Source organism: Parageobacillus caldoxylosilyticus (genome assembly GCF_019272935.1).
GTDB classification, from domain to species: Bacteria; Bacillota; Bacilli; order Bacillales; family Anoxybacillaceae; genus Saccharococcus; species Saccharococcus caldoxylosilyticus.
In genome coordinates this window covers 3093350-3120229 of sequence record NZ_CP040553.1, presented here as the reverse complement: position 1 = coordinate 3120229, position 26880 = coordinate 3093350, and the positions used below count along the sequence as shown (strand labels likewise).

Genomic DNA, 26880 nt, shown 5'->3' with positions numbered 1-26880 from the left:
ACCAAAATGGATATATCCTATAAATTAGAAAAAAATATGGAGGCACTCGAAGAGATGGACATTAGACAGCAACTGCGGGAAGAGTTGAAAAAGATTGAACATTGGGAACAAGACCAAAAAGACTTATGGTTTTGGGAAAAGCTCGGCCGGCTGCCGTTTAAAGTGCTCGATAAGCTTACGCCAAACTTTGTACATAAAAAAGTCGGGCAGCTGCTTGATGAGCTTGGCAGCTATATTCAAAGCGGCGGGCAATATTTAGTGAAAGAAGAAAAGATACTGGAGAGGCTTGGCGTCCCATCGTTAGAACAAGTGGCGCAGTTGCCGCTTGCGACCATGGACCGCATTTGTGATGAGCTGATTGACGCGCGTGTGACGTTTGCTCAAATTCAAGGAGCAACGACAGGCGTCGGCGGCGCGTTGACGCTGGCGATCGATATTCCTGCCCTTCTCGGCCTTGCGTTAAAAACGCTGCAGGAAATCGCCATCGTCTATGGTTACAATCCGAAGGAGAAAAAAGAGCGAATTTTTATTGTGAAATGTTTGCAATTCGCCTCCTCCGATATTGTCGGCAAAAAGGCGATTCTCGATCAGCTCACATCGTTTTCCAACCATCACCAGCAAGTCTTTTCTCAGCTTCAAGGCTGGCGCGAAGTCATGATGACGTTTCGCGATCAATACGGCTGGAAAAAGCTGTTTCAATTCGTCCCGATCGTTGGTATTGTTTTTGGTGCCATGTTTAACAAAGCGTTTATCGAGGACATTGCCGAAACGGGAAAAATGCTCTATCGGAAGCGGCGCATTTTGGAAAAGCTCTCCCAACTAGAAGCCGGTGCCTAGCCGCATGCTAGACACCGGTCTTTTTTCCTTAATGAGCTGCTTTTAACCGCCAAATGACGCTAATGAAGTCTCCGCGGCGCTGCGGCACATTTAACCCTGCATACATCAGTTCATCGCCGCCATACACTTCGCCGCTGCCAATGATTTCGTAATCTTTATTTGGATCCAGTCCTTTTAACCGTATGAACGACAGCGGCGCATTCGCTTCCGCCAGCACGCGGAAATAGGCGACCAATGCTTCTGATCGGTCCTCGGATACGAACATCCATGCCGCCTCATTGCCTTCAAACGGGCTGAGTATCCGGTAAAACGTTCCGAATTGGACAAGACGGCGGATTTCTTTGTAAAATGCCACTTGTTCTTTTACTTTTTGTTTTTCTTCCTCACTTAGTTTTGTTAAATCGAGTTCATAGCCAAAGTTTCCCGACATCGCCACATGGCCGCGCATTTCCAACGATGTAATGCGGTGAACTTGGTGGTTCGGCACCGCCGACACGTGCGCGCCCATCGCGCTGATTGGGTAAACAAGGCTGGTGCCATATTGGATTTTTAAGCGGGAAACCGCGTCCGTATTGTCACTCGTCCACGTTTGCGGCATGTAGTACAGCATGCCCGGGTCAAACCGGCCTCCGCCACCCGAGCAGCTCTCAAACAGAACATGTGGAAAACGGGACGTTATTTCTTCCATGACGCGGTACAACCCCAACATGTAGCGGTGAGCCGTTTCGCGCTGCCGTTCCGGCGGCAAGGCGGCAGAACCGATCTCCGTCATATGACGGTTCATATCCCATTTTACATAGGAAATCGGCGTGCTTGCTAGCACGTCGGAAATCACTTGAATGATATAGTCGCATACTTCTTTGCGGGAATAGTCTAATACAAGCTGATTTCTCCCTTCCGAACGCGGGCGGTTTGGCACATGAAGACACCAGTCCGGGTGCTTCCGATACAGCTCGCTGTCGACGGAAACCATTTCCGGTTCCACCCATAGACCAAACTGCATGCCCATTTGGTTAATGCTTTTTGCCAGCCCTTCTAGCCCATTTGGCAGCTTCTGTTTATTGACGAACCAATCTCCTAATGAACTGCGATCATTATCGCGTTTGCCAAACCAACCGTCATCGAGCACAAATAGCTCAATTCCTAATTCCGCCGCTGTTTTCGCAAGGTGCAAAATTTTTTCTTCATTAAAATGAAAATACGTCGCTTCCCAGTTATTAATGAGAATCGGACGTTCGCGGTCGCGGAACGCTCCGCGCGCTAAGCGGGTGCGGTACAGCTGGTGATAAGTTTGCGACATTCCGTTTAATCCTTTATCCGAATACACCATCACCACTTCCGGCGTCTGGAACGACCCGCCCGGTTCTAACAGCCACGTAAAATCAAATGGATTGATTCCCATGGATACACGCGTCGTCTGGAATTGGTCGACTTCGACTTGGGCGAGGAAATTGCCGCTGTAAACAAGGCTAAAGCCGTATACTTCCCCCACATCTTCATTGGCATGTTTTCTCAGCAGGGCGATAAATGGATTTTGCTGGTGGCTGCTGGCGCCGCGGCGGCTTTCTACCGACTGTATGCCGATGACAAGCGGCCGCCTTTCCACCGCTCGCTCCCGCGCCCACGCTCCCGGGAGATGCAGCCACTCATAGTCAGCATGTGGGAAATCTACATTCATGCTTAACGCCCGCAACAGCTTGATCTGTTCCGCACCGTGGTTTTCAAAGCGGGCAGAACGCGTTATCACATTCCACCGCTCATATACCGTATAAAGCAGTGTAACGTTTAGTCCGATCACACGGTCTTCCAATACGATTTCTAACGTTTCCGCCTCATTTTCGTTTTCCACATAAGTAGCCGGCAGCCCTTCTAACTTCGGCTTTCCTTTATAAATGCGATGCGTTTTGTAGCGCAAATCCGAGATCGTTGACCCATTTTCCAATTGCACTTGATACGCCGGTGCGCGAAAATCCGTATTGCCATATGCCGGATATTCTTGCGGCAGCGTATCTAAAGAAAACGCGCGGTCGAATGGATCGGGATTAGGAGAGAACGGCCGGTTGAGAAACCGCAGTTTTCGCGAGCCATTCGCCTTTCGAATTCTTTTTCCCCAATAAAAGTGGGCCAAATAGCCGCGGACGACAAGCTGCATCATGTAACTCATATCGTTTGCTTGCAGATGGAACATTTTCATGTTTGGATCATATGTAATCCCCATCCTCATCCCCCTATTGATACTAGTCAGCAGCAAGTACTTGCTATGTTTTTACCTAATTTTAAGTAAAATTTAAGTATAAAATAACCTGTTTTGTCAAAAAAAAGCGCCCAGATGAGCGGGCGCCATGATGGCACATGATTACACTTACGCCAGCACCGCTTCCTTTAGCGCCTTTTCCAGTTCCTTTGTATAAGCCTCCCTTTGTTCCTCCGTCCATTGCAAATAATCGGCCATAAAGGCGATAACGCGGTCTTTCTGACGGCGGACAGAAGCGATGTCAAACAAGAGCGCGCCGGTGCGGCGGATAAAGTAGTCAATCGGCTTTGCCGCCATTTCGTAATCAATGGCGTATAAAAGGCGGACGAACTGCTCGCGGGAAAGGCCGCAGGAAGCATCGTATTGTTTGCTTAGTTCGAATAATTGATCGACATTGGTGCCGTATATTTTCGCTAAACGTTCTCCCTCTTCTTTCGTAAACCCGTATCGCACCGCTTCTTCTGCTTTTGTCGCGATAAAGGCCGGCAACTGCTGCGAGCCGCCGACATCCCCGCCGGAGATTGGCAAATGTTTCGTTTGGCATGGGCGGAACGTTCTTCCTTCTTCTTTCGCCAATAGTTTTGCCACTAAGTCGACGACCGTTTCCGCCATTTTCCGGTAACCGGTTAGTTTGCCGCCGGCGATCGTAATTAATCCTGTCGGCGATTGCCAAATTTCATCCTTACGGGAAATTTCCGACGGATCTTTCCCTTCTTCATAGATGAGCGGTCGGACCCCCGCCCAGCTTGATTCCACATCAGCTGCAGTGATGTGGACGGACGGGAACATATAGTGAATCGCGCGCAATAAATAGTCACGGTCTTCTTCTGTCATCGTCGGATTGGCAATATCTTCATTGTAAAACGTATCCGTCGTGCCGACATACGTTTTCCCGTCGCGCGGAATCGCGAATACCATGCGGCCGTCCGGTGTATCAAAATAAATCGCTTGCTTTAACGGAAACCGTTTTTGGTCGATGACGATATGAACTCCTTTTGTCAGCTGCAATCGTTTTCCCGTTTTCGAATGGTCTTTTTCGCGCAGCGTGTCGACCCACGGCCCGGCGGCATTGATCACTTTTTTCGCACGGATTTCATAGGTGCGGCCGCTAAGCTGGTCGCGGCAGCGGGCACCAATGATTTTGCCGCTTTCATCGTATAGAAATTGTTCCACTTTCGCATAGTTGACGGCATCGGTCCCAAATTCCACCGCCTTTTTGATCACTTCGATCGTCAAGCGGGCATCGTCGGTGCGGTATTCGACGTAATAGCCGCCGCCACGCAATCCTTCCCGTTTCAATAGCGGCTCTTTTTGCAGCGTCTCTTTGGCGCTTAACATCTTGCGCCGTTCGCTTCGTTTCACGCCGGCTAAATGGTCGTACACCCACAGGCCGAGTGATGTGCTCCATTTGCCGAACGTTCCACCTTTATGAATCGGCAAAAGCATCCACTCCGGTGTCGTCACGTGCGGCCCGTTTTCATAGACGATCGCTCGCTCCCTGCCGACTTCGGCAACCATTTTCACTTCCAATTGCTTCAAATAACGAAGCCCTCCGTGAACGAGCTTCGTCGAACGGCTCGACGTCCCCGCCGCAAAATCTTGCATTTCCACCAGTGCCGTTTTCATACCGCGCGTAACGGCATCTAGCGCAATGCCGCATCCGGTAATTCCCCCGCCTACCACTAAAACATCGTAATGCTGTTTGCTCATTTTTTCTAAACGCTCGTGCCTCTGTTTGCTGGAAAAGCGTGTCGTTGCCATGAAAACTCCTCCTTTATTGCAAAAAGACAAAAAGAGACCATGGCAAACACGATAAGCTTCCGCCTACCATGCATGCATGGTCTCTCCTTGTCTCCTGACTGGTTATTAACTTACTTTCATTATAGCGAAAAACAGCTTGTTTGGCTAGTGAAATACGGAAAGTTTCTCAGGCAAGAACCATTCCCGCTGGCATGGCTTGTCCTTTCCCTTATGGAGAACGGGAAAACATTAACAGTTCTCATAATGTTTCCACAACTCTTTATTGGAAGTAGTCACCGCAACCGCTCCCGCTCCGAGCGCGCGCTCGACGTCGTCCACAGTGCGAATCAGCCCGCCGGCATAAATCGGCTTTCCCGTCCGTTCCTTCACTTCGCTGATCATATGGGGCATTGCTCCTGGAATTACTTCAATGCAGTCGGGCTGCGTTTTTTCAATCAACTGGTAGCTTTTTTCAAGCGCGTGCGAATCAAGCAAAAAAACACGCTGAATCGCAAGCACCTTTTTTTGCTTTGCCTTTATAATGACATTTCCCCTGGTGGAAATCAGCCCGTACGGACGAAACTCCTGGCATAAGTATTCGGCCGCATGCTCGTCATGGCTTAATCCTTGAATCAAATCGGTATGAACGATCAGTTTTTTTTCGTGCTGACGGGCGTAATGAAATACGCTTTTTAATTGGGAAATATGTACTTCCAATAACACTCCGTACATATAGGAGCTGGCTAAAAATCTTTCAAAATCTTTCATTGTTTTCATGGCCGGAATAACTTTTTGGCAATGAACGTCCATCATGCCACTCACCTTTATCGATTCTTTCCTGTCTCGATTTCTTCCAGACAAGATAATGACATCATAGCCCGAGGCTTGCAAGTGGCGATTTTCACGCCGCGTTTGCGAAATTTTTCGACCACGTACTGAATATTCTTCTTCTGCATCACCATTCCTTCATGAAGATGTTCCATCGTCTCTCTCCTTTCTCTATTCTGCTTTCGGAATTGCCAGCTCGACCGTCGTCCCTTTGCCTACTTCGCTATCTATCGTAATTTGTCCATCATATTTATCGATGATTTCCTTGGCAATAGCCAAGCCAAGACCGACACCGCCCTTTTCGCGGCTTCTCGCTTTATCAACGCGATAAAAACGCAAAAATACTTTTTCCAATTCCTCTTTCGGAATTCCGATGCCATAGTCTTTGACAGCAATCGTCACATACCGTTTTTCTTCCTTTATCAAAATCGTCACCTGTTTAGCCTGTTGCGAATATTTTACTGCATTATCAAGTAAAATTAACAGCAATTGCTCAAAATGGTATTTCGTCATGCGAATGTGCGCTGTTTGTGTTGCTGAATTGTCGATAGTAAACTGAAAATCTGGATGCAAAACGCGGAAGTTTTTTACAACTTGTTCAACCGCTTGTTGCGGATCAATCGACACTATCTCGTTTGGAATGGTAATCGCCTCGGCGCGCGATAAATCCAAAAGCTCCAGCACTAGTTTTTTCAAACGCCCCGTTTCCTTTATGGCCGCCTGCAGCGATTCTTCCAAAATGTCGGGATTATGTTTTCCCCACCGTTGCAATAACGAAAGATGGCCTTCTAAAATGGCGATCGGCGTGCGCAGCTCGTGGGAAGCATCTTCGACAAATTGCTTTTGCTGGTCAAACGAACGTTCAATTTCGTCCATCATTTGATTAAACATCATCATTAATTCCGACATTTCATCATGGGAAGCCGGAACATCGATGCGCTTTTCCATTCCTTTGTTTTTAATATCCATCATCGTTTTCGTCAACGCTTTCAGACGCCCGACAAAATTTTGCGCAACAAGCCGGCCGATAAAAGCGCTCGTAATCATGGCGGCAACGCCGATAGCCGTCATAATGAAAAACAGCGTATTGGTCATGTGCTGAAATTTTACAAGACGGCGCGCAATTTCGATCGTTCCGTGTACTGGTCCGATATGCAAAGGTTCGCGCAGCATAATAAACCGTTCATTGTTGATAAAATGATAGTCCATTTGCAGCTCTTTTGGAGCAGCGCTTGGCGACAAGGAAACCGAAGCGCCGTTGGAAACCGAGACAACGACGTTTCCTTCGCGGTCGAGCACACGAATCAATTGATATTTTTCATTTAATTTTTCCAATAGCGGCCTGCTTTGGCGAACATCCTTCCATGATATATTACGTTTTTCGCCGTAATAGGTTTCAATTTCTTCAATGATTTGTTTCATTGCTTTTTCTTCTTCGTTCAGCAGCCACTGTTTCACAATATGATATTGCAAAAAGGTGAAAATAAAATAAGTAATAAAAATCGCCACTGCGGAAAGAAAAGTAAGCTTCCATTTTAATGAGACGTTTTCAGGCCGAAAAAGTTTCATGACCGCATCACATATCCAGCGCCCCGCACCGTTTGGATATACCGCTCTTTATCGTTTTCATCGAGCTTATGCCGCAAATAACGGACGTATACATCAACCACATTTGTTTCGACTTCCGTATCAAATCCCCATACTTTGTTAAGCAGTGTATCACGGGTGAGCACAATATTTATATTTTGCAAAAACGTTACTAATAAATCGTACTCGCGTTTCGTTAATTCAATGAATCGGTCGCCTTTTTTCACCGTACGGGCATTCAAATCGACGGTGATATCTTTAAACGTTAGCACATGCTCTTGGGCAGTCGGATGAACGCGGCGAAATAAAGCGCGGATGCGAGCAAGCAACTCCTCGATTGCAAACGGCTTTACTATATAGTCATCCGCCCCGTTATCCAGCCCCATGACACGGTCAAAGACGCTGTCTCTTGCCGTAATCATAATAATCGGAGTCTGTTTGACAGCACGGATGCGCCGGCACACTTCCATACCGTTTAAACTTGGAAGCATGACATCTAATAAAATTAAATCCCATTCTTCAGACAAAGCAAGCTCGAGTCCTTCTCTGCCGTCATGGCTCACCTGCACTTCATATCCTTCATGGGATAAATCAAGCTCAATAAATCGCGCTAAATTCGCTTCATCTTCAATAACTAAAATGCGGTTATTCATCTTTTTTCCCTCACTTGTTTGGTTGTTGCATATCCCTCTTAGTTATATCATATCAAAAGAAAAGCCAATCGCCAGATGCGATCAGCAACGGAAAACAATTGGTTCGCTTCACGAATGGCGATCGACTAGAAAGTCAATAATCGCTTGGACAATTTCGACTGCCTGGTAAGAGAGAAGCGAGACAGCTGTTCCCGAGAAAAACAGGGTAACAAACCAGTGAAAAATATGCATTGCTCCTTCCCCCTTTTCGTTTGCTGGCAGCTTTTTCTCGCAAGCGCCAACAAAGCAGTATGCGGTATAGCTTTTATTTACTGGTGTCATTATATTTCCACCATGTTAAAAATACATTAAAAATTCCTAAAAAATAACAGTGACTTTTTCCATTTTGGCACATACATTTAAAACTAAGAAATGACCGAAAGGAGAGCTGTAGGAAATGGGCGAACATTTTCAGCCGCCGATGAAACATGAAGGAAATGAGAATCCGTTTGGGCATTTATGGAAAATGTTCGATCAATTTTTAGACGAACGGCCCCTAAAGAAAATGATGGAAACGCTAGATGAATACTTTCAACAAACGTTTTCCCAAGTCTATATCCCGATTGACGTCCACGAAACAAAAGAGGAATATACGATTATCGCTCATCTCCCAAATGTAAAGCGAAACCAAATCGAGCTGCAATTTATAGACGATCATTTGCAGCTGATCGTCCATCATCATGAATCGATCGAATCGCTCGACGATCAAGGTCATGTGTATCAAAAGCGACAAACGCAGCAGCATATTTCCCGCATGATTCCACTTCCTTACCCGGTAAGCGAAAAAGATGTGAAAGCGTCTTTTCAAAACGGAAAGCTCGTCATTCGTCTGCCGCAAAAACGGAAATATATCGAGATTGAATAAAAGAAAGGGATGCCCAAACAAACGGGCATCCCTTTCTTCTATTAATTTTTATGCGACTTGCTTCCATATTTATTGTTGATTTCCGGTGTTGGATCCTTCTGGATATCCCATTCTTTCGCTATTTCTTCCCGGTTGTTTGGATATTTATTTTTCCGCTCGCGGTTGTCATTCCGGTTTGTCAACGTCATTTCACCTAGTTACTAAAATCTATAAAAATCAACTCATCGCGATGGAACCAGGAAACACCGCTTGCCGCTCAGGAAACACCTGAGTTCCATCAGGAAGGAAATTTCCCTTGTCATTCACCCGCTGTGAAAGACACCCCGTGGCTCGCTGTCAGCGACGGCACCTGTCGTGCACCATTCCTTCCCTCGGTCAGTACACGACAACGATTTTAGTAACCAGGTCTACACCTCCTTCAGTTGAATTTGGTCCTGGTTCAGCCAGCAAAATTTATGCAAAATATTCCATAATGACCATTCATGTTCTTCTTTGAAGTTCTCGATCTTTTTTAACATCCTACCTAGATATTGTCGTTGTTTCGTTCCGCTTTTTGATTGCTTGTAGGATTCTTCCATTGACCCTAACACGGCAACCAAATGGCGTTTCACTTTCGTTTTTATGATGTGAATGAGTTCTTTTGGCAATCGTTCCTGATACCCTAATCCCCGTCTGCCAATCACCAAAGCGGCACTTTCATGAACGGATAACCCATACTTTTTCCTATACTTGAAACGTCCGATGACGCTGGTGTACGCCGGATTCACTTTTTTGATGCGAAACCCAAGCCGCATCCCCCGACGAATGATAGTGTCAGTCAGCTTTTTCTTTTTGAAATGGTGGGTCAAGCGATTGAATCGTTTGTCTGTATCGTGCCGCTGTCTTAGTTGGATGTTTTCAATGACCACTGCCCCAATATTCTCTTGAAGCAGCCAGTCATACACGTCTCTCACTGTTTCTCCAACGATGTTGTTTCGTTTATTCGCACGCACATATTCGAGTTCATGGCAGTAAAACACCTTTGATTGAAGAAAGTTTCCTTATTTCGAAACGATGCTTACGGCGATGCGGTCAATGTTGATGTCAATTCCCGCTATTCGTTCCGCTTGAATCGGTTCATCATAGGCAAGTTCCCTGCCATACACTTCTTCCTCATAAATGAGATGGACATAATATTCCCCGTTCTTACGTTTGATTTCGACGGTATATGGTTGATATTCGATGATCGGCTTTCCTTTTGCATTCACACCCACCTGCTCTCCCATGACGAGATCCATGATTTCCTCTTCATATTTTTCAGGAACAGACACAGGCAGCCTCAAGCGGGGAGCGTGTTTCCCTTCTTGTTGTTCAAGTGGATTGGCTATTTCTACATAACATTGGTACGTCTTGTCGTCATAGGTGAGGCGAATATTCAAATTCCCTTTTTTGCTTTTATCGCCTCTGGCGTACAACTGATTCGAACGCAAATCTTTCCATTCTTCGTTCGTGATTTTTCCTTTCAAGCGCTTGTAAAAGTTCTGTTTTCCGCCAAAAATCACACGTGGAATGGTCCCTTGTTCCAGATGATGCGTTAGCTCGGCTTCTTTCGCTTTGCGCTTTTCTAACCGTTGGTGCAATCCACCTAGACATGTTGGAAGATCGACGTTTTTCGGTGTTTTTCTTCCGTGCTGATACTCATCGATTTTCTTTTCGGTTTTTTCGATTTTCATCCGCACATCCTCCAAGCGCGTTGGAAGTAACTCACGCTGGGAAGAAATCAGTGATTGAACAAGCAGAACCGCATCTTCGGCAAACCGTTTGTTAAGCCGAAATTGGTGCGGAAGGTGCTGGATGATGTCTTTTGCGTTCCTTCCCTCCAGCAAACGGTGAAACGCGTATCGCTTCGCGGAACAAAAGACGCGCATCAACCCATCTAATGAACGAAGTTGTGATTCATCATGAGAAACGATTTTCATTACCCGAACCGTTTTCATCCCCTTGCCTTCCCCCTATGTTTGAATCCTTCAGAACATATATTCGCCAATTCTTCTTCATTTCCTTTTTACATGAGGAAGGGAGAGATGATTTTTTATCCTAAGACAGAAGACGATGGAAAAGATGGAGAACATCCACCTCTCCACGTCCAATAACAGGAGATATTTACATGATTTCATATTTATAGATGTTTATCTAACTGCTTATACCTCCGGTTCCTTGTTAGCTTATGCCGTTTTCTGCTTTATTAACCGCTTCTTACGCTATACATACTTTTGTTTCGCTTAATCCACTCTACTTATAGGAGGTGCCGAATCATGAAAAATCTGCCCGATTTTAGGCAATTAACAGACCGGCTTATTAATGAGCCGTCTGACGAACCAATGTTAGTGATTAAAACGAATTTGGATCCGAAACAAGCGACAGAAGAAAATCCTTATGCGCAAGGGAAGAAAAACGTTAGCAAAACGTTCGAAGCGTTTTTTAAAGGGGAGGAAGCATAATGGAGAAGACGCTGGCGTATTTAAGGGAAATTTTATCCAACTATCTGGAATATCACGATGACACCCCTCGACGCATTTATAAAAAGCTGCTAAGCAAGCCGTATAAAAGCGAAGGGGAATTTGTACGTGACCTGTCACAAGAAGAAACCGCATTTTTAGACCGCATTTTGCCTCATGAAATTCGCTATGCGATGGATGAGCGAGATTTTGAACGGGTATATCAGCTAAATGAAGTGTATGAACTGCTAATTTAACGTTTTTCCCGAGAAGTCTCCTTCCTCTAAACGAGAGTGAAGGAGGGAGATGAATCGGGAAGTTTTTGATTCTCAAAAACGAACATATGTGCTATAATTAAAACAAAGAAAAAAGGAAATGCTCATGCTTCGTGGCCAAAAAGTGTTCTTCCGGGCATCAAAAGCGGATTTAGATCGATTGTACGCCTGCAATCGCGAATCTGCCCGTGTTTGGAATGAATGCCTCCGCTTAGCCAAAGAACACTTTCTCCAACATGGATGCTGGATCACCAAAAACGAACTGCAAAAACAAACGAAAAGAAAGTTCCATCTCCACAGCCAAACGATTCAAGCAGTCTGCCACAAATATCTCTTCGCAAGACAAGCTGCACACCAAGCGATCCAACAAGGACATCCTGCTCGTTATCCCTACAAGAAAAAGAAGTACTTCCCAACGAAATGGGCGAAAGACGGTTTCAAGATTTACGAAAACGGAAAAATGGGACTGTCGATGGGTATTCATCACGGAAAACGGAAAAAGCCGATCGTCGTGTATGCGTCTCATCTGCCAAAAGGAACGATCAAAGAAATCGAATGCTGCTGGGATCAAGGTCTTTTTTGGCTGTGACGTATGAAGATGGACAAAAAGCAACAGCGTACAAACCGGGTTCCTCCATCGGAGTTGATCTTGGAGAAGTACACACCATCGGCGTGTTTTGCGAAAACGGACAAGCCCTCCTCATCACGGGAAGAAAAATACGCTCTCTTCACCGGCTGCGGAATAAAAAACTGGCGGAGCGGCGTCAATCCAAATGTCAAAAAGGATCCCGTCAATGGAAAAAGTATGAGCGGGCGACACAATACGTGTTATCCAAATCCGAAAGACAGCTGGGGGATGCGCTCCATAAAACGACCAAACAATTTGTCGACTGGTGACTGGTGTTTGAAGCAATCCGCCTCCGATGTGTATATCGAAAACGTTGAAGAGGTGCAGCGCAACACGAGAAAGAAAAGCGGACAAGCCGCAAACAAGCGCAAAAGCTCTCGAATTGGTCATTCGGGAAAGTGAAGCAGTATCTTAATTATAAGCTGGCCCAACACGGCATTCGCTTGCATGAAATCGAGGAATCGTATACAAGCAGACATGTCCTGTCTGCCAAAAGAGAAAAAAAGCATCTTCCCGCCTGTTTGTGTGCCGGTGTGGGTAGGGTACGAGGAGCATCGTGACGTTCACGGCGTGAGAAATATCTTAAACAAAGCGCTGCACGGCGCCTTCAAACACTGGAACGTACAAATGAATCTGACGTATCTACGGATTGCGTAAGCAAGAAGTAGTAGAAGGGTTGGACCGCCCCATCGGTGTGATGCCGATGTTTTACTTGACCCATCCAGAAGGCTTCCGATGAATTCATCGAGTAGGAGGAAACCGCCTTCTTCTGCGCAGAAGCTTCTTCGATGGAAATGGTAAGAAACTCCCACCTCTTCATGGGATGAAGGTGGGAGAGGTTCATAAAACAAACTCCTTTGGGCTGGTGCGGAGGAGTTGATTATTTTTTAAAGGCGCTAATTAATCCTTTCAGCATTCCGTTCACTTGGTTGACGGTGTTGATCATTTGTCCCATCGTGTTCATCATTTTATTGATATCGTACGTGCCGTCTGAATTTTTAAACTGTGCCATTAATGATTGAATACCAGGCGCCGGCCCTGTCAACACCGGGCGAGGTTTTGGGTATGGCGTTGGATACGAAGTGGCAGCGGGATGCCCTTGGTGCACGCCAGGCCAATGAGTTGGCAGCATTGAAGCATAAGAATATGGATGATACGGATGCCATACATGTGGATACGGCATAGGAGCAGAAAACGGTGCAGAAAACGGACGCGGATACCGATACATATGCTTCCCCTCCCAATTTCTAGGCTGTCATCAGTATATGTACAAAAGCGGAAAAACGTGAGCAGGGACATGTCAGCAATTGTCGGAAGTTTTAATTTTCCGAATTTATAGTTCTTCTATATTTTTCATGGTACTATTAATAAAAAGGTGAAGGGGGAAAGCAGGATGAACATGGCGGAATTAAAAAACAAATTTATTGCTGTAAAAAACTACGAACCGGCGGATGTGAATGAATTGCTTGATTTCGCCCGCCACATGTATTTACGCGGGGAAATCACCATCGCCGAATACCGCGACCTTTCCCGCGAACTAGAACTTGCCGGTGCTTATAAACCGGACTATAAAAACGAGTATGCAGGCTTATAATAGAGGGCACTTTTCCCCTCTTTTTTGCATATTTCGCCGTTGCTTACCCCAAAGTAATACCAAGGGGGTGTTTGTCATGGGTCGAGGCGTGCATTTTCAACATAAGTTAAAAGGCCATGACCACGAAAAACCGAAGCATGGAAACAATGTTCCACCGAAACATACGGAACGCGTCGAATACGAAATTAACACCGTTGCCACGGAAAACAACGGTCCTGTTTCCGTAAAAGTGGAAAAAGACTTATGACAATAAAAGCTGTCTTCTTTAGGAGACAGCTTTTTCACTCATTATTGCCCATTGCGGAGCTCTTGTTCCAAACGCTCCAATACGAGCGACAGCGTATATTCAACCGACCGGCAAAACTGCTTGATGCGCCGCTCAGAAACGGATGGGTAAAATGCTTCCACACTTATTTTTTCGATATTTTCCCCCACCGTTTCGATTTGAATCTCATGAATATGCTTCGGCTGCGCTTTTTTCACCCATGAGATGGCTATTTGTTTCCATTCATCCAACAATTGTTTTACTTGATCGGCAAACGGCTTCACCTCTGCAAAAAAGTCAGGCTCCCGTTTCCGCTCATGAGCCTGCCGGGAAATTGCTACTATTTTTTGATTATAATCCAACAACTGTTCTGTCAACACTTTTAATTGTCTTTCCACGTCCATCTCCTCCAAGCGCACACTTTCACTATACCATACCATTTGCGCCTGTAGGAAACAAATTACACAAAGTACAATTTCGAGGAAAGCGGAAGTCCCGGTTCGCGCTCCGCATCAGCACGATGCAGCTGGCGCTCGACATTGGTCAGCTGTTCCTGCAGTTGGTCAAGCTGTATTTTATTTTGTTCGTAGCGTTCCTCAAGCACTTCGGCAATCACTTTTTCCATTTTCTCATCTACCTGCTGGATCAATTGAAAAATTTCCTGCAGCTCTCTTTCCACTTCCTCTTTTTTGACGAACCGCTTGCTCATTTCTTGTCTCCCCCATTCTTCATGCATGATGATAATCAATTCGCGATGGAACGCTGGCTCCCTGCCTATGTGACAAAACTAGAATTATTTCGGCAAAGAAAGTAGCAAACATCATAACTTCGAACAAATTCGACATATCCGCATTGCAGTATACGGTCAAGAAAAACAATGATTTGCGTAATCTTGTATGTAGTGAGATAATTTCAATATTTCTTGAATCCCCCCTTTTTTCGCTCTCCTGTGGTATAATAAAAAACATTCAAAGGAGATGAGGGTGGATGGCATTCAAATATCCCGGCGGAAGGATATACAGGACAAACGAAACCAATCAATCCGTCCGTCCATTTCAAGCCCATTACGGAAATCGGGGGATGACTCTCGAAGAAGATTTGAACGCGACGAATGAATATTACCGTGAACAAGGGATCGCTGTCATTCATAAAAAGCCGACACCAATACAAATCGTCCGTGTCGACTATCCGAAACGAAGCGCCGCCGTGATCAAAGAAGCATATTTTAAACAAGCTTCCACCACCGACTACAACGGCGTTTACCGCGGCAAATATATTGACTTTGAAGCAAAAGAAACGAAAAATAAAACATCATTTCCATTAAAAAATTTTCATGAACACCAAATTCACCACATGGAGCAAGTGATGCGGCATGGCGGAATTTGCTTTGTTATTTTGCGGTTTACCACACTGAATGAAGTGTATCTTCTCGATGCACATCATTTAATTGCTTACTGGCAAAAACAGCAGGCGGGCGGAAGAAAATCAATTCCGAAACGAGACATCGAACAGCACGGTCACTACATTGCACTTGGCTACCAACCGAGAATTGATTATATTAGTGTAGTAGAAAAAGTTTACTTTTCTCATTGATGAACCGATGCAAAATTCTAAGAAAGGCAGGATTCGCTTATGTCTGGTGAATATCGTTCTCGTGTGGAACGAAAACAAGCTGCAAAGCAGACTAAACAAAAGAAAGCGAAAAAGAAAAAGGGCTTTTCGCTTTTTAAAAAATTAGTTATTGCTGTTTTGCTGTTGATGGTGATCGGAATGGCGGGCGGAATTGCTACATTCGCTTATTTTATTAAAGATGCGCCGCCGCTTGATGAAGCAAAAATTAAAGATCCGCTTTCGTCCATTGTTTACGACATGGATGGCCATAAAGTGGCTGAACTCGGCCTTGACGGCTCTAAGCGCACATATATTTCTTATAAAGACATTCCAAAAGTGTTAGAGGATGCTGTATTGGCCACAGAAGATGCGCGCTTTTACGAGCATCACGGCGTCGACTTGATCCGGCTTGCCGGAGCGGTCGTCGCCAACATCAAAGATGGGTTTGGTTCGGAAGGCGGAAGCACCATTACTCAGCAGGTTGTAAAAATGACTTTTCTTTCTCCAGAAAAAACGTTAAAACGGAAAGCACAAGAAGCATGGCTTGCGCTACGTTTGGAGCAAAAATATTCGAAGCATGAAATTTTAGAAATGTATTTAAACAAAATTTATTATTCCGACAACATTTATGGTGTCGCTAGAGCGGCAGAATATTATTTTGGGAAAACAAATTTAAAAGATTTGACGCTGCCGGAAGCGGCGCTGCTCGCCGGGATGCCGCAGAGTCCAAACAACTACAACCCGTATGATCACCCGGAAGCAGCGAAAAAACGCCGCGATGTCGTGCTGTCGCTTATGGCACAACATGGCTTTATCACAAAAGAAGAGGCAGAAAAAGCAAAACAGGTTCCGATTAAATCGATGCTGGTTGAACGGAAAAAGCATCAAAATTCCATTCCGTACGACGCATTTATCGATGAGGTGATCAAGGAAGTCACCGATCAAGCAAACGTCAACGTCTTTGAAGACGGACTAAAAATTTATACAACATTAGATCAGGATGCGCAACAATATGTAGAAGATCTATTAAATTCAGATACGCTATTTACCGATAAAAAAGATTTGCAATCTGCTATTGCCCTAATAGATACAAAGACAGGTGAAATTCGCGCGCTCGGCGGCGGACGCCACCGGGAAAACGTGAAGTTTGGATTCAACTATGCAATCCAGCCTGTCGGCCAGCCTGGCTCGTCGATTAAACCTATTCTAGATTACGGTCCAGCCATTGAATATTTAAAATGGTCGACCGCTCATCAAATTGTCGACGAACCATACACTTACTCAAACGGAAAACCGATCCGCAACGCCGACAGAAGATATTTAGGACCGATTACAATGCGCTATGCGCTGGCAACATCGCGCAACATCCCGGCATTAAAAACGCTCCAAGCCGTTGGAAAAGAACGCGCCAAAGAATTCGCCAACCGGCTCGGCATGGGCTTTGACCAAGTCGAAGAAGCGTATGCTATCGGCGGTATCGCCAACCGCGTTTCTCCGCTGCAAATGGCTGGAGCATACAGCGCTTTTGGCAATAACGGTGTCTACATTAAACCGCATGCCGTCACAAAAATTGTCTTTCCGGACGGCACAGAGATGGACTTAAAACCGAAACCGAAAAAAGTGATGAAAGACTATACAGCGTACATGATTACCGATATGCTAAAATCGGTCGTCCAATATGGTACAGGAACGGCGGCTAACGTTCCGGGACTCCATATTGCCGGCAAAACGGGAACGACCAACTATCCAGCTGAAGTCGCAAGACAATACGGCCTGTCCGAACGCGCCGTGCCGGACAGCTGGTTTGTCGGCTACACGCCAAACTATACGGCCGCTGTATGGACCGGCTTTAGCAAACGAAGCAGCACCGCCGATTTATCAAAATGGGAACAACGCATTTCGAAACTGCTGTTTAAACAAGTTATTTCCCATGTGGACGACGGCGGCAGCGATTTTAAAATGCCGGATAGCGTGGTAAAACTGCCAATTAAAAAAGGAACAAATCCGCCAAAATTGGCAAGCAAATACACTCCGGAAAGCGAAATTATGTATGAATGCTTTGTCCGCGGTACGGAGCCGACCGAAACGGCGAAAGATGAACCAGAAACGCTGCCGTCCGTGACGGATTTGCAGGCGTCATATGACCAAGGAACAAATACCATTTCCGTTTCGTGGAAATATAGTGATAAACATGACAACACCATTTTTGAAGTACACATTAAAACCGACAAAGGGGCAGGTAATGTCGTAACGACGAAAGATGAAACGATTGCGATCAGCAACCCAACTCCAGGCGCTGTGTATACGATTGCTGTCTACGCCAAAGAAGACGAACTTACAAGCAAACCGGCGCTAACAAGCGTGCGGATTCCAGGGGGAGAAGAAAACGAAACTCCTTCTATCGATCAACCAAATGAAAATGGAAACAACCAGCAGCAGCCAGGCCAAAATAATAACGGCACCGACGAAAATCAAAACAATCATAACAACGGCAATGTCAATAATGGCGGCAATAATGGCAGCAACAATGGCGGCAACAATGGCGGCAACAATGGTGGCAACAACGGCGGCAACAATGGCGGCAATAATGGCGGCAATAATGGCGGCAACAATGGCGGCAACAATGGCGACAACAATGGCGACAACAACGGCCACAACAACGGCGGCAACAATGGCAGCAACAACAGCGGCAACAACGGTGGCACTGCGCCAACTACACCGCCGCCAATAAACAATAATGGGGCAATCAATGGAAATAACCAAGTCAAAAATGCATTCGGAACCAATGCGCAGCGCTCTGGTGCGGAAAATTAACGTAAACAACAAAAGGATGGCTCGCCTACCGAGCCATCCTTTTGTTTATCGCTATTTGCTTATATGCCAACTTCTCCGTCTCTCCAAACAGTTCACACAGTTGAATAAATGAATGATATACATCGCAGCGGTCAAAAATAAACTGCAGCCGTTCTAGACAGTTTACCGGCTTAACCGGCAAGGCGCGGATTTCTTCTTGCCAATGCCGCACATTGCTTACTCTCTTGCCGTTGAGCCAAAACAAACAAGAAAGCAAATAGGAAAGCCCGCGGATCATCGGCTGACGGGCGGCGCGGCGGTCGCGTTTGGCAAAGCAGTGTTCCAATATCGCTTTTTCCTCGTTCCATAATTGCTGTACCGCCGGAATCGATTGCTCGATATGCTCCCACGGAAACGGCTCACGCTCCGTCATATCATAATAAAAGGGCACGTTTTTCATCATCTGCGGAAAAGCTAGTTCATTTTTGACTTCGAACACTTCTCCCCCACGAAAAAACAGTGGGTGGGCAAATTCATTTGGCACCTGCACTGTTTTCATCCCTCTTTCGCATTCTCTTTTTTCCTTCCCGGCATAAATCAAGAAGTGGACAAACGTGACATTGCGGCGACTGTGCTTTGCAATGATAACGGCCGAAGAAAATCATGCGATGATGAGTAATAGACCATTCTTCTTTCGGGATTTTTTTCATTAACGTTTTTTCAACCTCTAAAACAGAATCGCTCCACCGGCAAAAACCGAGGCGCTTGCTGACGCGCTCAACATGCGTATCGACGGCGATAGCCGGGATGCCAAAAGCAACCGAAACGACTACATTTGCCGTTTTGCGGCCTACTCCCGGCAGTTTCATCAGTTCATCGCGGTCTTTCGGCACCTCGCCGTTATATTTCTCGATTAGCATCGCGCATAATTTTTGAATATTTTTCGCTTTGTTGCGGTACAAACCGATCGAGCGAATATCTTGCTGCAGTTCCTCGAGCGGCACGGCGACATAGTCTTCAGGAGTCTTATACTTCTCAAATAAACGCTTTGTCACTTTATTGACCAAGGCATCGGTGCATTGCGCGGATAAAACAACAGCGATTAACAATTCAAACGGATTGCGGTGCACGAGCTCGCAATGCGCGTTCGGAAACATTTCCCCCATTTTATCTAAACAGTAGCGAATTTGCTGTTTCGTAAGCACGGTCATTCTCCTTTCTATTTGCAAAGAAAAGCGAGAGACAATGCCTCTCGCTAAGATTCCAGCCAGTTAAAAAAAGGAATGGTTTGTTTATATTCGCTCGGTGCTGTCTTCGTTGATCGTGCGGACTGCTGATGTTTACGGAATTTTTTGCCGTAATGTTGCGCCTGCTCGATCGTACGTATTCCATTCTTTTTCCACTCAAATAAAATGCGGTCGATGTAGCGGAAATTCAATTTTCCCGACAGCACCGCTTCGCGAAGCGCCGCTTTAATAATCTGCGGGCTATGTCCGTCTTGGTCAATCCACATTGATAATGTTTCACATTCAAACGGTGAAAGCGGCCGGCCAAACTCTTGTTCAAACACGGTATATAAGCTTTCCTCTTCCTCTTGCTGATCCTGTCTTTCTTCTTTTGCCCACTCGGTGTATAAATATTGAACAAGCTTTTCCCAAAGCGGCTGCAGCGAATACTTTTCACTGCGGATTCCCTTTTCATCCGTATGCTCCTCAATGGCAATAAATCCTTTTTGCAGCAGTTGACGGAGCATTTCCATGCATTCAGAAGGGGCAGCGGTCATTTTTTCGGCCAGCTCGGCCGGAGTAGGAAATAAAACACCGTCTTCGATAAAGGAATGCATATGTAATAATAACACGAACTCCCCTTCCGACAAACCGAGATACTTATAATGATTCAACAATAATTTGGGAACGGCGACGCTTCCTTGCGCCAGCCATTCGGCTATTTTCTTTTTATCCATGCGGATGCACCTCAACTATAGTATAACATTAACCGGATAAAAAAACCCCCTTTTTCTCGGGGGTTTTTCTCTTATGGATAAAGGCGGTTAAGCAAACGCGGAAACGGAATCGTTTCGCGAACGTGGTCGACGCCGCAAATCCAAGCGACCGTGCGTTCAAGCCCAAGACCAAATCCGGAATGCGGCACAGAACCGTATTGCCGCAACTCTAAATACCATTTGTACGCATCCAGCGGCAAATGATGCTCTTCGAGACGCTGCTTTAACAATTCATAATCGTGAATCCGCTCGGAACCGCCGATAATTTCCCCGTATCCTTCCGGGGCAATTAAATCCGCGCATAATACCACTTCCGGACGGTTTGGATCCGGCTGCATATAAAACGGCTTTAAGCTCGTCGGATAATGGGTAATAAATACAGGCTTATCGAAACTTTCGGCAATTGCTGTTTCATGAGGCGCACCAAAATCATCACCCCACTGGATGTCGTTAAATCCTTTTTCATGCAACAACTGAATCGCTTCATCATACGTGATGCGCGGGAACGGCGGCTTGATGAGCTCCAGTTTCGTCGTGTCACGCTCTAGCCGTTTTAACTCCAGCTCGCAATGTTTCAACACAGATTGAACAAGATATGATACATATTCCTCTTGCAGTTTGAGATTATCTTCAAATTCATAAAACGCCATTTCCGGTTCAACCATCCAAAACTCAATTAAATGGCGGCGCGTTTTTGACTTTTCGGCACGGAACGTCGGACCGAAGGAAAATACTTTGCCGAGCGCCATCGCCGCCGCTTCCATATACAGCTGGCCGCTTTGCGACAAATACGCATCTTCATCAAAATATTTCGTATGGAACAGCTCCGTCGTTCCTTCCGGCGCGCTGCCGGTTAAAATCGGCGGGTCGATTTTCACAAAACCGCGGTCATTAAAAAATTCATACGTAGCGCGAATCACTTCATTGCGGATTTTCATAATCGCATGCTGGCGGCGCGAACGCAGCCAAAGATGGCGATGATCCATTAAAAACTCAATGCCATGCTCTTTTGGAGTAATCGGATAATCAACAGCCTCATGAATAATTTCTAAATTGGTCACCGAAAGCTCATATCCAAACGGAGAACGTTCGTCGACACGCACTGTTCCCGTTACGTATAGCGATGTTTCTTGGGTGATCGATTTGGCGATTTTAAAAACCTCTTCCGTTACCTTTGATTTTTCGACAACGCCTTGGATAAAGCCTGTCCCATCGCGCAGCTGCAAAAAGGCGATTTTGCCGCTTGAGCGCTTGTTGGCCAGCCAGGCACCGATCGTTACTTCTTGTCCAACGTAATTTTTTACTTCTGCAATCGTTGTTTTCACGTACATTTTCCCTCCAACATCTGTTCGAACACAATGTATGTACAATCATTCAATATTATACATTTCGACAAAAACAGAGGCAATAGAAAAGGCACTTGTCCATTAGGAAAGCGGCCTTGCTGGAAGCAAAGCCGCTTTGTTTATGCACGTTGCAGTTTGTTTTCCATAAATTGTTTGATGCGTTCGACTGCTTTTTCCAATACATCGAGCGAAGTGGCATATGACAAGCGGACATTGTCTGGAGCGCCAAATCCGGATCCTGGAACAAGCGCTACGTTTGCCTCTTCTAACAGTGCGGCAACAAATCCGTCTACCGTATCATATCCGGCCATTCGCGCCGCCTCGCGCGCATTCGGAAACAAATAAAACGCTCCTTGCGGTTTCACGCAAGTAAATCCTGGAATTTGCACGAGTTTTTCATAAATAATGTTCAGCCGCTCTTCAAACGCTTGGCGCATTTCTTCAACCGGCTCTTGCGGACCGCTGTACGCGGCAATCGCTGCGTATTGGGCAATCGATGTCGGATTGGAAGTGCTGTGGCTGGCAAGATCGGTCATTGCCTTAATAATTTCTTTATTTCCAGCAGCATAGCCAATCCGCCATCCCGTCATCGAATGCGATTTGGACAAGCCGTTGATAATGATCGTTTGCGCTTTTAATTCCGGCGACAATTGCGCAATGGATACGTGTTTGGCGTTTCCGTACACCAATTTCTCATAAATTTCATCAGAAACGATCAAAATGTCATGCTCTAAGCAAACTTCGCCGAGCGCTTTTAGCTCCTCCTCCGTATAAATCATTCCCGTCGGATTGCTTGGCGAGTTGATGATCACCGCTTTTGTCCGCTCCGTAATGGCCGCTTTTAGCTGTTCCGGCGTGATTTTAAACTCGTTTTTCTCCAAGCCCTCGACATAAACAGGAACACCGCCGGCAAGCTTGACTTGCTCCGGATAGCTGACCCAATACGGCGTCGGAATGATAACCTCGTCTCCTTCATCTAAAATTACTTGGAACAGCGTATATAACGCATGTTTGGCACCGACGCAAACAATAATTTCCGAAGGTTCATACTGAAGCTGCTGATCTTTGGCAAATTTTTTGATGATTTCCGTTTTTAACGCCGGCAGACCGCCCGATGGCGTGTATTTCGTATGTCCTTCATTCATCGCCTTTACCGCTGCATCGATAATATGCTGCGGCGTATTAAAGTCCGGCTCGCCCGCGCCAAGGCCAATGACATCATAGCCAGCCGCCTTTAGTTCTTTCGCTTTGGCGGTAATGGCCAATGTCGTCGATGGTGTGAGTGAAGCAACACGTTTTGCCAGTTTCATCGTCTCTTCCCCCTAATTGTGTCATTGTTGAAAACTGTACCTCTTGAGAAATGTTCCATCTGTAAAACTTACATAATAAAACGAATAGCGGTCGTATTGATCAATATATGTTAACTCCCAAAGAGGCACTCCCTTTTCCATGCCGAGTCTGGCGGAAATAATTTTTTTCGGATGGCGCTCCGCCTTTAATGCGGCGATCGCTTCTGCTTCTGTAATGCCGCTTTCCGCCCGTTTGATGACAATCTTTCCCTTTTTCTCCGGAACCCAGACGACATATTTTTTCCCTTTTTTCGTCTTGCCGACAAAAACGATATAGGCCTCTTCTCCATGGTATGTATAAATACGGTCAATCTGTGCGAAGGCGACTTTTTCTTTAGCACGCTCGAGCGCTTTCGCTTCCATGGACTGCTTTGGCCAAAGCGCGTCCTGATAAACGGAAACTGCCTGCCAAATGGCAAGACACAAAAAAATAAAAAGCAAAATTGTCCATTTTCTCATTGCTATCACATCTCACTACGTTCGATAGATCGTAAAAACCGCCTTGCTTTTATCGTTTTCATCTAAAGCAAGTCCAAACATAAGATTATTGCGCTTTAACGTCCGGTTTAGGCAATCGACGATTTTGTACAAATCATCGGAATGCTGAATTTTGACGGTCGCGAGCACTTCGATTTTACTTTCCATTACATCGTTTCCTCCTGCGTGACACAAATTTTGTTACTTATACAGGCCGTCGTGAACGGCAACAATACAAATACAACAAACACAATACATGTTGTGCTTCTTCACTATTATAACAAGTTTGCCTGTTTATTTCATAAAAAATTTGCCCGCCTACACCACCTAAATCCATTTCACAAGCGCCTTGCTGCTGTATATGCGGCAAGGCGCTTTTTTTTGATTCGTTTTTCCTCTTCCGAACCACTGCACATTGGCCAATCTAGCTATAGATTACGCTATTTTTTGATATTTATCAAAGCCATGTTTCGAGTTTTTGCAGCAGCCGATCCAGCGAATCTTCGCAAATCCCCAGGGATGGCAGCGAGTTTAGGAAGTATTTTCCGTACGACGCGGTCGTGAGACGGCGGTCAAAGACAAAGACCGCCCCTTTATCCTTTTCCGTGCGGATAAGCCTGCCGAATCCTTGTTTAAAACGAAGAATCGCTTCCGGGAGAGATAATTCATAAAAAGGATCTCCGCCTACGGCGCGAATGTGTTCGCTTTTTGCCTCCATCACCGGATCGTCCGGAGGCGCAAACGGCAGGCGAACGATCACCACGATCGTCAGCTCGTCGCCCGGCAAGTCGACTCCTTCCCAGAAATTGCTTGTCCCAAATAAAATCGCATGATCGAACTGTTGAAACGTTCTTGTCAGCTTTGCTGCGCTCCCGCTTTGCACCCCTTGGGCAATGAGAACAAAATCTTCATTCCTTTCCTCCATCTTCATCGCCGCTGCCGTTAATTTCAGCAATTCATAAGAGTTGAAAAGCACAAGCATTTTTCCTTTTATTTTCCTTGCAATTCTTCCTACCCCGTCCGCAACGGCTTCGGCATACTTTTCCAAGGCGGTGGAAGAAATGGCCGGCAAATCGGTCGGAATCATTAAAACCGCCTGTTCTTTATACGAGAAAGGAGACGGAATCGCGCGGCAAAGCGGATAAAAATCGCTGAGGCCAAGCCGCGATACCATATAGGCAAAACTGCCGTCGACCGTTAACGTTGCAGACGTAAGCACAACGCTTTTTTTCACCATAAACAGGCGCTCGGCAAAAAATTCATCCAACTGAATAGGCTGCGAATACAGGGCAGTGGCGTTTGCCGCCCCCTTTTCTTCCGCTTCGATCCAGCGCACCACCATCGGGTCGTCGCTTTCAAGCAAATCGAACAATGTGTCAATCCGTTGCTGCAAAGCGGAAACATCAGAAAAATACGAATAGGAGCTGGCTGGTTTGGGCGATGGCGTTTGTACATTGCATATCGACTGCAATCGCTTCGTTTTCTCCGCCAATTCCGCCATATGGCCGCGAATGCGCCAGCATAATTCTTTCACCGCGCTCCACTGCCGTCCGCCTTCCTTTTCCGGCGCAAAACGGTAACGACAGCGCCCCGATCTCGCTGTTTTTCTTTCTAGAGCATAACGGCGCAGCAGGCGGAACAATTCATCGCATTCAAACTGCATCTCCTGCAAAAGATGTTCGCAGCGCAAAAACGCATCTTCTGCATGCCAATGCTGCTCTGCAAACAGCTTCATTAATTTGGCCAATGAGCCATTTTCACCCGCTTTTCCAATTTTCGTCAACAACAGGCGGATGGAAACATAGTCGACCTGCTGTCCGAAATAATGCGACGCCACTTCCTCTAAATGATGCGCTTCATCAATGATCATATGGTCATGCGCCGGAAGAAGCGGAGTGGAAGAAATGAGATCATGCAATAAAAACGCATGATTGGTGATCACGATATGAGCTTCTTCCGCACGCTGTTTTGCCCGCAAAAAGAAATTATATTTACTGGCGCTGTCCTCGTCATCGATGCATAAAGACGGCCAAAACAAGCGCGCGCCGGATGAGATATTCAGTTCATCTATATCCCCTGTCTCTGTTTGCATCAACCAAACAAGCAGCTGACATTTCAATAACACCATATCATACGTTGGATGAGGTTCGCGCAAAAAGGCAATAAACTTATCGACGGAAAGGTAGTTGCGCTTTCCCTTCAGCACCGCGACGCGCAGCGGAAAGGGAACGATCTTGTTCAAAAGCGGAATATCCCGCTCCAAAAGCTGCTGCTGCAGCTGCAGCGTATGGGTGCTAATAACGACCCGCTTTTGCTGCTCGTAGGCAAAAAAAGCGCTCGGAATTAAATAAGCGAGCGATTTGCCAATTCCGGTGCCCGCTTCAATTAAAGCGTGCTGGGGGGCATCCAGCGCTTCATAAACAAGCTTCATCATCTCCCATTGCCCGTCCCGCTTTTCATAATGATCGAGCGGGAGCCATTGCGGACCGGCATAAAACGCGGTAAAAGACGCCGACGGATGGGAATCTTTGTCTTTTTCCGGCATGGGCTCAGGTTTTTTTAGCGCAATGCCGCGGTAAAATATATGTGGCGGTTCGTTTGCTAACGTTGTCATCTTTTCCATAATGATACCATCGAGCAACGAATGCAAATCGCTTTTCAAATAAGGGGACAAGCGCTTTAGCTGCTGCAGCGTCATGAGCGGAAGCTGGTGCAGACGATCGAACAGCTTTAGCAGCAGCTTTGCTGTTACTTCGGCATCGCTGTCCGCTTGATGGGGATGATCATGAGTAATATCGAGCAGTTTGGCCAAATCGCCTAATTTATAGCTCTCTGCTGTCGGCAGCACAATGCGGGCCAATTCCACCGTATCAATGGTTGGACCGGTAAAGAGCGGCAAGCCCGCCATTTGCAGCTCTTCTTGTAAAAAAGGCAAATCAAAAGAAACGTTATGGGCAACAAAATAAGACTGCTGCAGCATATCGACTATTTCCGCCGCTTTTTCGGCAAAGCTTGGCGCGTTTTCCACCATTTGTTCGTTAATATTTGTTAATTGTTGAACAAATGGAGGGATTGTCCGGTCGGGATTAAAAAAGCTAGAGAAACGGTTGACAATTTTTCCGTTTTCGACCACAACCATCCCAAGCTGAATAATGCGGTCTCCTTTTTTGGGGACATTCCCAGTTGTTTCTAAATCAATAACAACAAAACGTGCATTCATGTTATGTGGTCACCTCAAAATCAACGGCCTAACGAAAGGG

General features: G+C 45.9%; 32 protein-coding genes. 11 read left to right on the top strand and 21 right to left on the bottom strand.

Annotated elements, in window-relative coordinates:
• Nucleotides 1-54 precede the first annotated feature (54 nt).
• Nucleotides 55-837 (top strand): EcsC family protein, encoded by a 783-nt coding sequence (locus BV455_RS16105; protein WP_218687395.1) that lies wholly within the window; start codon nt 55-57, stop codon nt 835-837.
• 28 nt (nt 838-865) lie between these two features.
• On the opposite strand, the gene BV455_RS16100 is transcribed toward BV455_RS16105, so the two are convergent.
• The 7 genes from BV455_RS16100 to BV455_RS16070 form a co-directional block, all read right to left on the bottom strand.
• Nucleotides 866-3055, bottom strand: coding sequence for an alpha-galactosidase (locus BV455_RS16100; RefSeq protein ID WP_218687394.1), 2190 nt, complete (start codon nt 3053-3055; stop codon nt 866-868).
• Nucleotides 3056-3199: 144 nt separating this feature from the next.
• Complete coding sequence (locus BV455_RS16095; RefSeq protein ID WP_218687393.1) at nt 3200-4852, bottom strand: glycerol-3-phosphate dehydrogenase/oxidase; 1653 nt, start codon at nt 4850-4852, stop codon at nt 3200-3202.
• 228 nt (nt 4853-5080) lie between these two features.
• Nucleotides 5081-5641 carry a glycerol-3-phosphate responsive antiterminator gene (locus tag BV455_RS16090; protein ID WP_042411535.1) on the bottom strand — a complete coding sequence of 187 codons (561 nt, stop codon included), beginning with the start codon at nt 5639-5641 and terminating at the stop codon, nt 5081-5083.
• A gap of 14 nt (nt 5642-5655) precedes the next feature.
• On the bottom strand, nt 5656-5814 hold the full coding sequence (locus tag BV455_RS16085) for a hypothetical protein (RefSeq protein WP_017436722.1): 159 nt from the start codon (nt 5812-5814) through the stop codon (nt 5656-5658).
• A 16-nt stretch (nt 5815-5830) separates the two neighbouring features.
• The gene (locus BV455_RS16080) at nt 5831-7228 is read right to left on the bottom strand and encodes a HAMP domain-containing sensor histidine kinase (protein WP_061580431.1); all 1398 of its coding nucleotides are present in this window, start codon (nt 7226-7228) and stop codon (nt 5831-5833) included.
• Nucleotides 7225-7899 (bottom strand): response regulator transcription factor, encoded by a 675-nt coding sequence (locus tag BV455_RS16075; RefSeq protein WP_017436720.1) that lies wholly within the window; start codon nt 7897-7899, stop codon nt 7225-7227. The genes BV455_RS16080 and BV455_RS16075 overlap by 4 nt, the downstream gene beginning before the upstream one ends.
• A gap of 108 nt (nt 7900-8007) precedes the next feature.
• Nucleotides 8008-8220, bottom strand: a complete 213-nt coding sequence (locus tag BV455_RS16070) for a hypothetical protein (RefSeq protein WP_218688074.1) — start codon at nt 8218-8220, stop codon at nt 8008-8010.
• Nucleotides 8221-8335: 115 nt separating this feature from the next.
• Between BV455_RS16070 and BV455_RS16065 the strand changes: the two genes are divergently transcribed.
• A complete protein-coding gene (locus BV455_RS16065) occupies nt 8336-8803 on the top strand; it encodes an Hsp20/alpha crystallin family protein (protein WP_061580430.1) in 468 nt (155 codons plus the stop codon).
• Nucleotides 8804-8844: 41 nt separating this feature from the next.
• Here the strand turns inward: BV455_RS16065 and BV455_RS16060 are convergent, their stop codons facing one another.
• The 3 genes from BV455_RS16060 to BV455_RS20980 form a co-directional block, all read right to left on the bottom strand.
• Nucleotides 8845-8985: a hypothetical protein gene (locus tag BV455_RS16060; protein ID WP_190977362.1), complete on the bottom strand. Its 141-nt coding sequence runs from the start codon at nt 8983-8985 to the stop codon at nt 8845-8847.
• A gap of 225 nt (nt 8986-9210) precedes the next feature.
• Complete coding sequence (locus BV455_RS20985; RefSeq protein WP_409993882.1) at nt 9211-9756, bottom strand: IS200/IS605 family accessory protein TnpB-related protein; 546 nt, start codon at nt 9754-9756, stop codon at nt 9211-9213.
• Between the two features lie 87 nt (nt 9757-9843).
• A complete protein-coding gene (locus tag BV455_RS20980; RefSeq protein WP_409991382.1) occupies nt 9844-10779 on the bottom strand; it encodes an IS200/IS605 family accessory protein TnpB-related protein in 936 nt (311 codons plus the stop codon).
• 318 nt (nt 10780-11097) lie between these two features.
• Here BV455_RS20980 and BV455_RS16050 point away from each other — a divergent pair, with 318 nt between their 5' ends.
• The 5 genes from BV455_RS16050 to BV455_RS20460 all read left to right on the top strand — a co-directional run bounded on the left by BV455_RS16050 (nt 11098) and on the right by BV455_RS20460 (nt 12743).
• A complete protein-coding gene (locus BV455_RS16050) occupies nt 11098-11283 on the top strand; it encodes a hypothetical protein (RefSeq protein ID WP_017436716.1) in 186 nt (61 codons plus the stop codon).
• The gene (locus tag BV455_RS16045; protein WP_017436715.1) at nt 11283-11537 is read left to right on the top strand and encodes a sigma-G-dependent sporulation-specific acid-soluble spore protein CsgA; all 255 of its coding nucleotides are present in this window, start codon (nt 11283-11285) and stop codon (nt 11535-11537) included. The genes BV455_RS16050 and BV455_RS16045 overlap by 1 nt, the downstream gene beginning before the upstream one ends.
• Before the next feature lie 124 nt (nt 11538-11661).
• Nucleotides 11662-12144 (top strand): hypothetical protein, encoded by a 483-nt coding sequence (locus BV455_RS20470; protein ID WP_235605658.1) that lies wholly within the window; start codon nt 11662-11664, stop codon nt 12142-12144.
• Nucleotides 12141-12452: a transposase gene (locus tag BV455_RS20465; RefSeq protein WP_235605659.1), complete on the top strand. Its 312-nt coding sequence runs from the start codon at nt 12141-12143 to the stop codon at nt 12450-12452. The genes BV455_RS20470 and BV455_RS20465 overlap by 4 nt, the downstream gene beginning before the upstream one ends.
• A 129-nt stretch (nt 12453-12581) precedes the next feature.
• Nucleotides 12582-12743, top strand: a complete 162-nt coding sequence (locus BV455_RS20460) for a zinc ribbon domain-containing protein (RefSeq protein ID WP_235605657.1) — start codon at nt 12582-12584, stop codon at nt 12741-12743.
• Between the two features lie 320 nt (nt 12744-13063).
• On the opposite strand, the gene BV455_RS16035 is transcribed toward BV455_RS20460, so the two are convergent.
• Nucleotides 13064-13411, bottom strand: coding sequence for a YppG family protein (locus BV455_RS16035; RefSeq protein WP_017436714.1), 348 nt, complete (start codon nt 13409-13411; stop codon nt 13064-13066).
• A 165-nt stretch (nt 13412-13576) separates the two neighbouring features.
• Here BV455_RS16035 and BV455_RS16030 point away from each other — a divergent pair, with 165 nt between their 5' ends.
• Nucleotides 13577-13777, top strand: a complete 201-nt coding sequence (locus BV455_RS16030) for a YppF family protein (RefSeq protein WP_017436713.1) — start codon at nt 13577-13579, stop codon at nt 13775-13777.
• A 76-nt stretch (nt 13778-13853) separates the two neighbouring features.
• Nucleotides 13854-14024, top strand: coding sequence for a hypothetical protein (locus BV455_RS16025; RefSeq protein ID WP_017436712.1), 171 nt, complete (start codon nt 13854-13856; stop codon nt 14022-14024).
• A gap of 41 nt (nt 14025-14065) precedes the next feature.
• On the opposite strand, the gene BV455_RS16020 is transcribed toward BV455_RS16025, so the two are convergent.
• Together BV455_RS16020 and BV455_RS16015 are read right to left on the bottom strand one after the other, a co-directional pair.
• Nucleotides 14066-14446, bottom strand: coding sequence for a YppE family protein (locus tag BV455_RS16020; RefSeq protein ID WP_409978130.1), 381 nt, complete (start codon nt 14444-14446; stop codon nt 14066-14068).
• Nucleotides 14447-14502: 56 nt separating this feature from the next.
• On the bottom strand, nt 14503-14751 hold the full coding sequence (locus BV455_RS16015; RefSeq protein ID WP_017436710.1) for a hypothetical protein: 249 nt from the start codon (nt 14749-14751) through the stop codon (nt 14503-14505).
• 278 nt (nt 14752-15029) lie between these two features.
• Between BV455_RS16015 and recU the strand changes: the two genes are divergently transcribed.
• Both recU and BV455_RS16005 read left to right on the top strand, forming a co-directional pair.
• Nucleotides 15030-15635 (top strand): Holliday junction resolvase RecU, encoded by a 606-nt coding sequence (gene recU / locus BV455_RS16010; protein ID WP_017436709.1) that lies wholly within the window; start codon nt 15030-15032, stop codon nt 15633-15635.
• Between the two features lie 39 nt (nt 15636-15674).
• On the top strand, nt 15675-18467 hold the full coding sequence (locus BV455_RS16005) for a PBP1A family penicillin-binding protein (protein ID WP_218687392.1): 2793 nt from the start codon (nt 15675-15677) through the stop codon (nt 18465-18467).
• 25 nt (nt 18468-18492) lie between these two features.
• Here the strand turns inward: BV455_RS16005 and BV455_RS16000 are convergent, their stop codons facing one another.
• The 8 genes from BV455_RS16000 to dinG form a co-directional block, all read right to left on the bottom strand.
• Nucleotides 18493-19005 carry a YpoC family protein gene (locus BV455_RS16000; protein WP_155835567.1) on the bottom strand — a complete coding sequence of 171 codons (513 nt, stop codon included), beginning with the start codon at nt 19003-19005 and terminating at the stop codon, nt 18493-18495.
• Nucleotides 18980-19651 carry an endonuclease III gene (nth, locus tag BV455_RS15995; protein ID WP_017435835.1) on the bottom strand — a complete coding sequence of 224 codons (672 nt, stop codon included), beginning with the start codon at nt 19649-19651 and terminating at the stop codon, nt 18980-18982. The genes BV455_RS16000 and nth overlap by 26 nt, the downstream gene beginning before the upstream one ends.
• Before the next feature lie 50 nt (nt 19652-19701).
• Nucleotides 19702-20409, bottom strand: coding sequence for a DnaD domain-containing protein (locus BV455_RS15990; protein WP_017435836.1), 708 nt, complete (start codon nt 20407-20409; stop codon nt 19702-19704).
• Nucleotides 20410-20480: 71 nt separating this feature from the next.
• The gene (asnS, locus tag BV455_RS15985; RefSeq protein WP_026078513.1) at nt 20481-21773 is read right to left on the bottom strand and encodes an asparagine--tRNA ligase; all 1293 of its coding nucleotides are present in this window, start codon (nt 21771-21773) and stop codon (nt 20481-20483) included.
• 140 nt (nt 21774-21913) lie between these two features.
• Complete coding sequence (locus tag BV455_RS15980) at nt 21914-23104, bottom strand: pyridoxal phosphate-dependent aminotransferase (protein WP_017435838.1); 1191 nt, start codon at nt 23102-23104, stop codon at nt 21914-21916.
• A gap of 21 nt (nt 23105-23125) precedes the next feature.
• A complete protein-coding gene (locus BV455_RS15975; RefSeq protein ID WP_017435839.1) occupies nt 23126-23602 on the bottom strand; it encodes a cell wall elongation regulator TseB-like domain-containing protein in 477 nt (158 codons plus the stop codon).
• A gap of 15 nt (nt 23603-23617) precedes the next feature.
• Nucleotides 23618-23788: a YpmA family protein gene (locus tag BV455_RS15970; RefSeq protein WP_017435840.1), complete on the bottom strand. Its 171-nt coding sequence runs from the start codon at nt 23786-23788 to the stop codon at nt 23618-23620.
• Nucleotides 23789-24077: 289 nt separating this feature from the next.
• Complete coding sequence (gene dinG / locus BV455_RS15965; RefSeq protein ID WP_061579971.1) at nt 24078-26840, bottom strand: ATP-dependent DNA helicase DinG; 2763 nt, start codon at nt 26838-26840, stop codon at nt 24078-24080.
• Between the last annotated feature and the right edge of the window lie 40 nt (nt 26841-26880).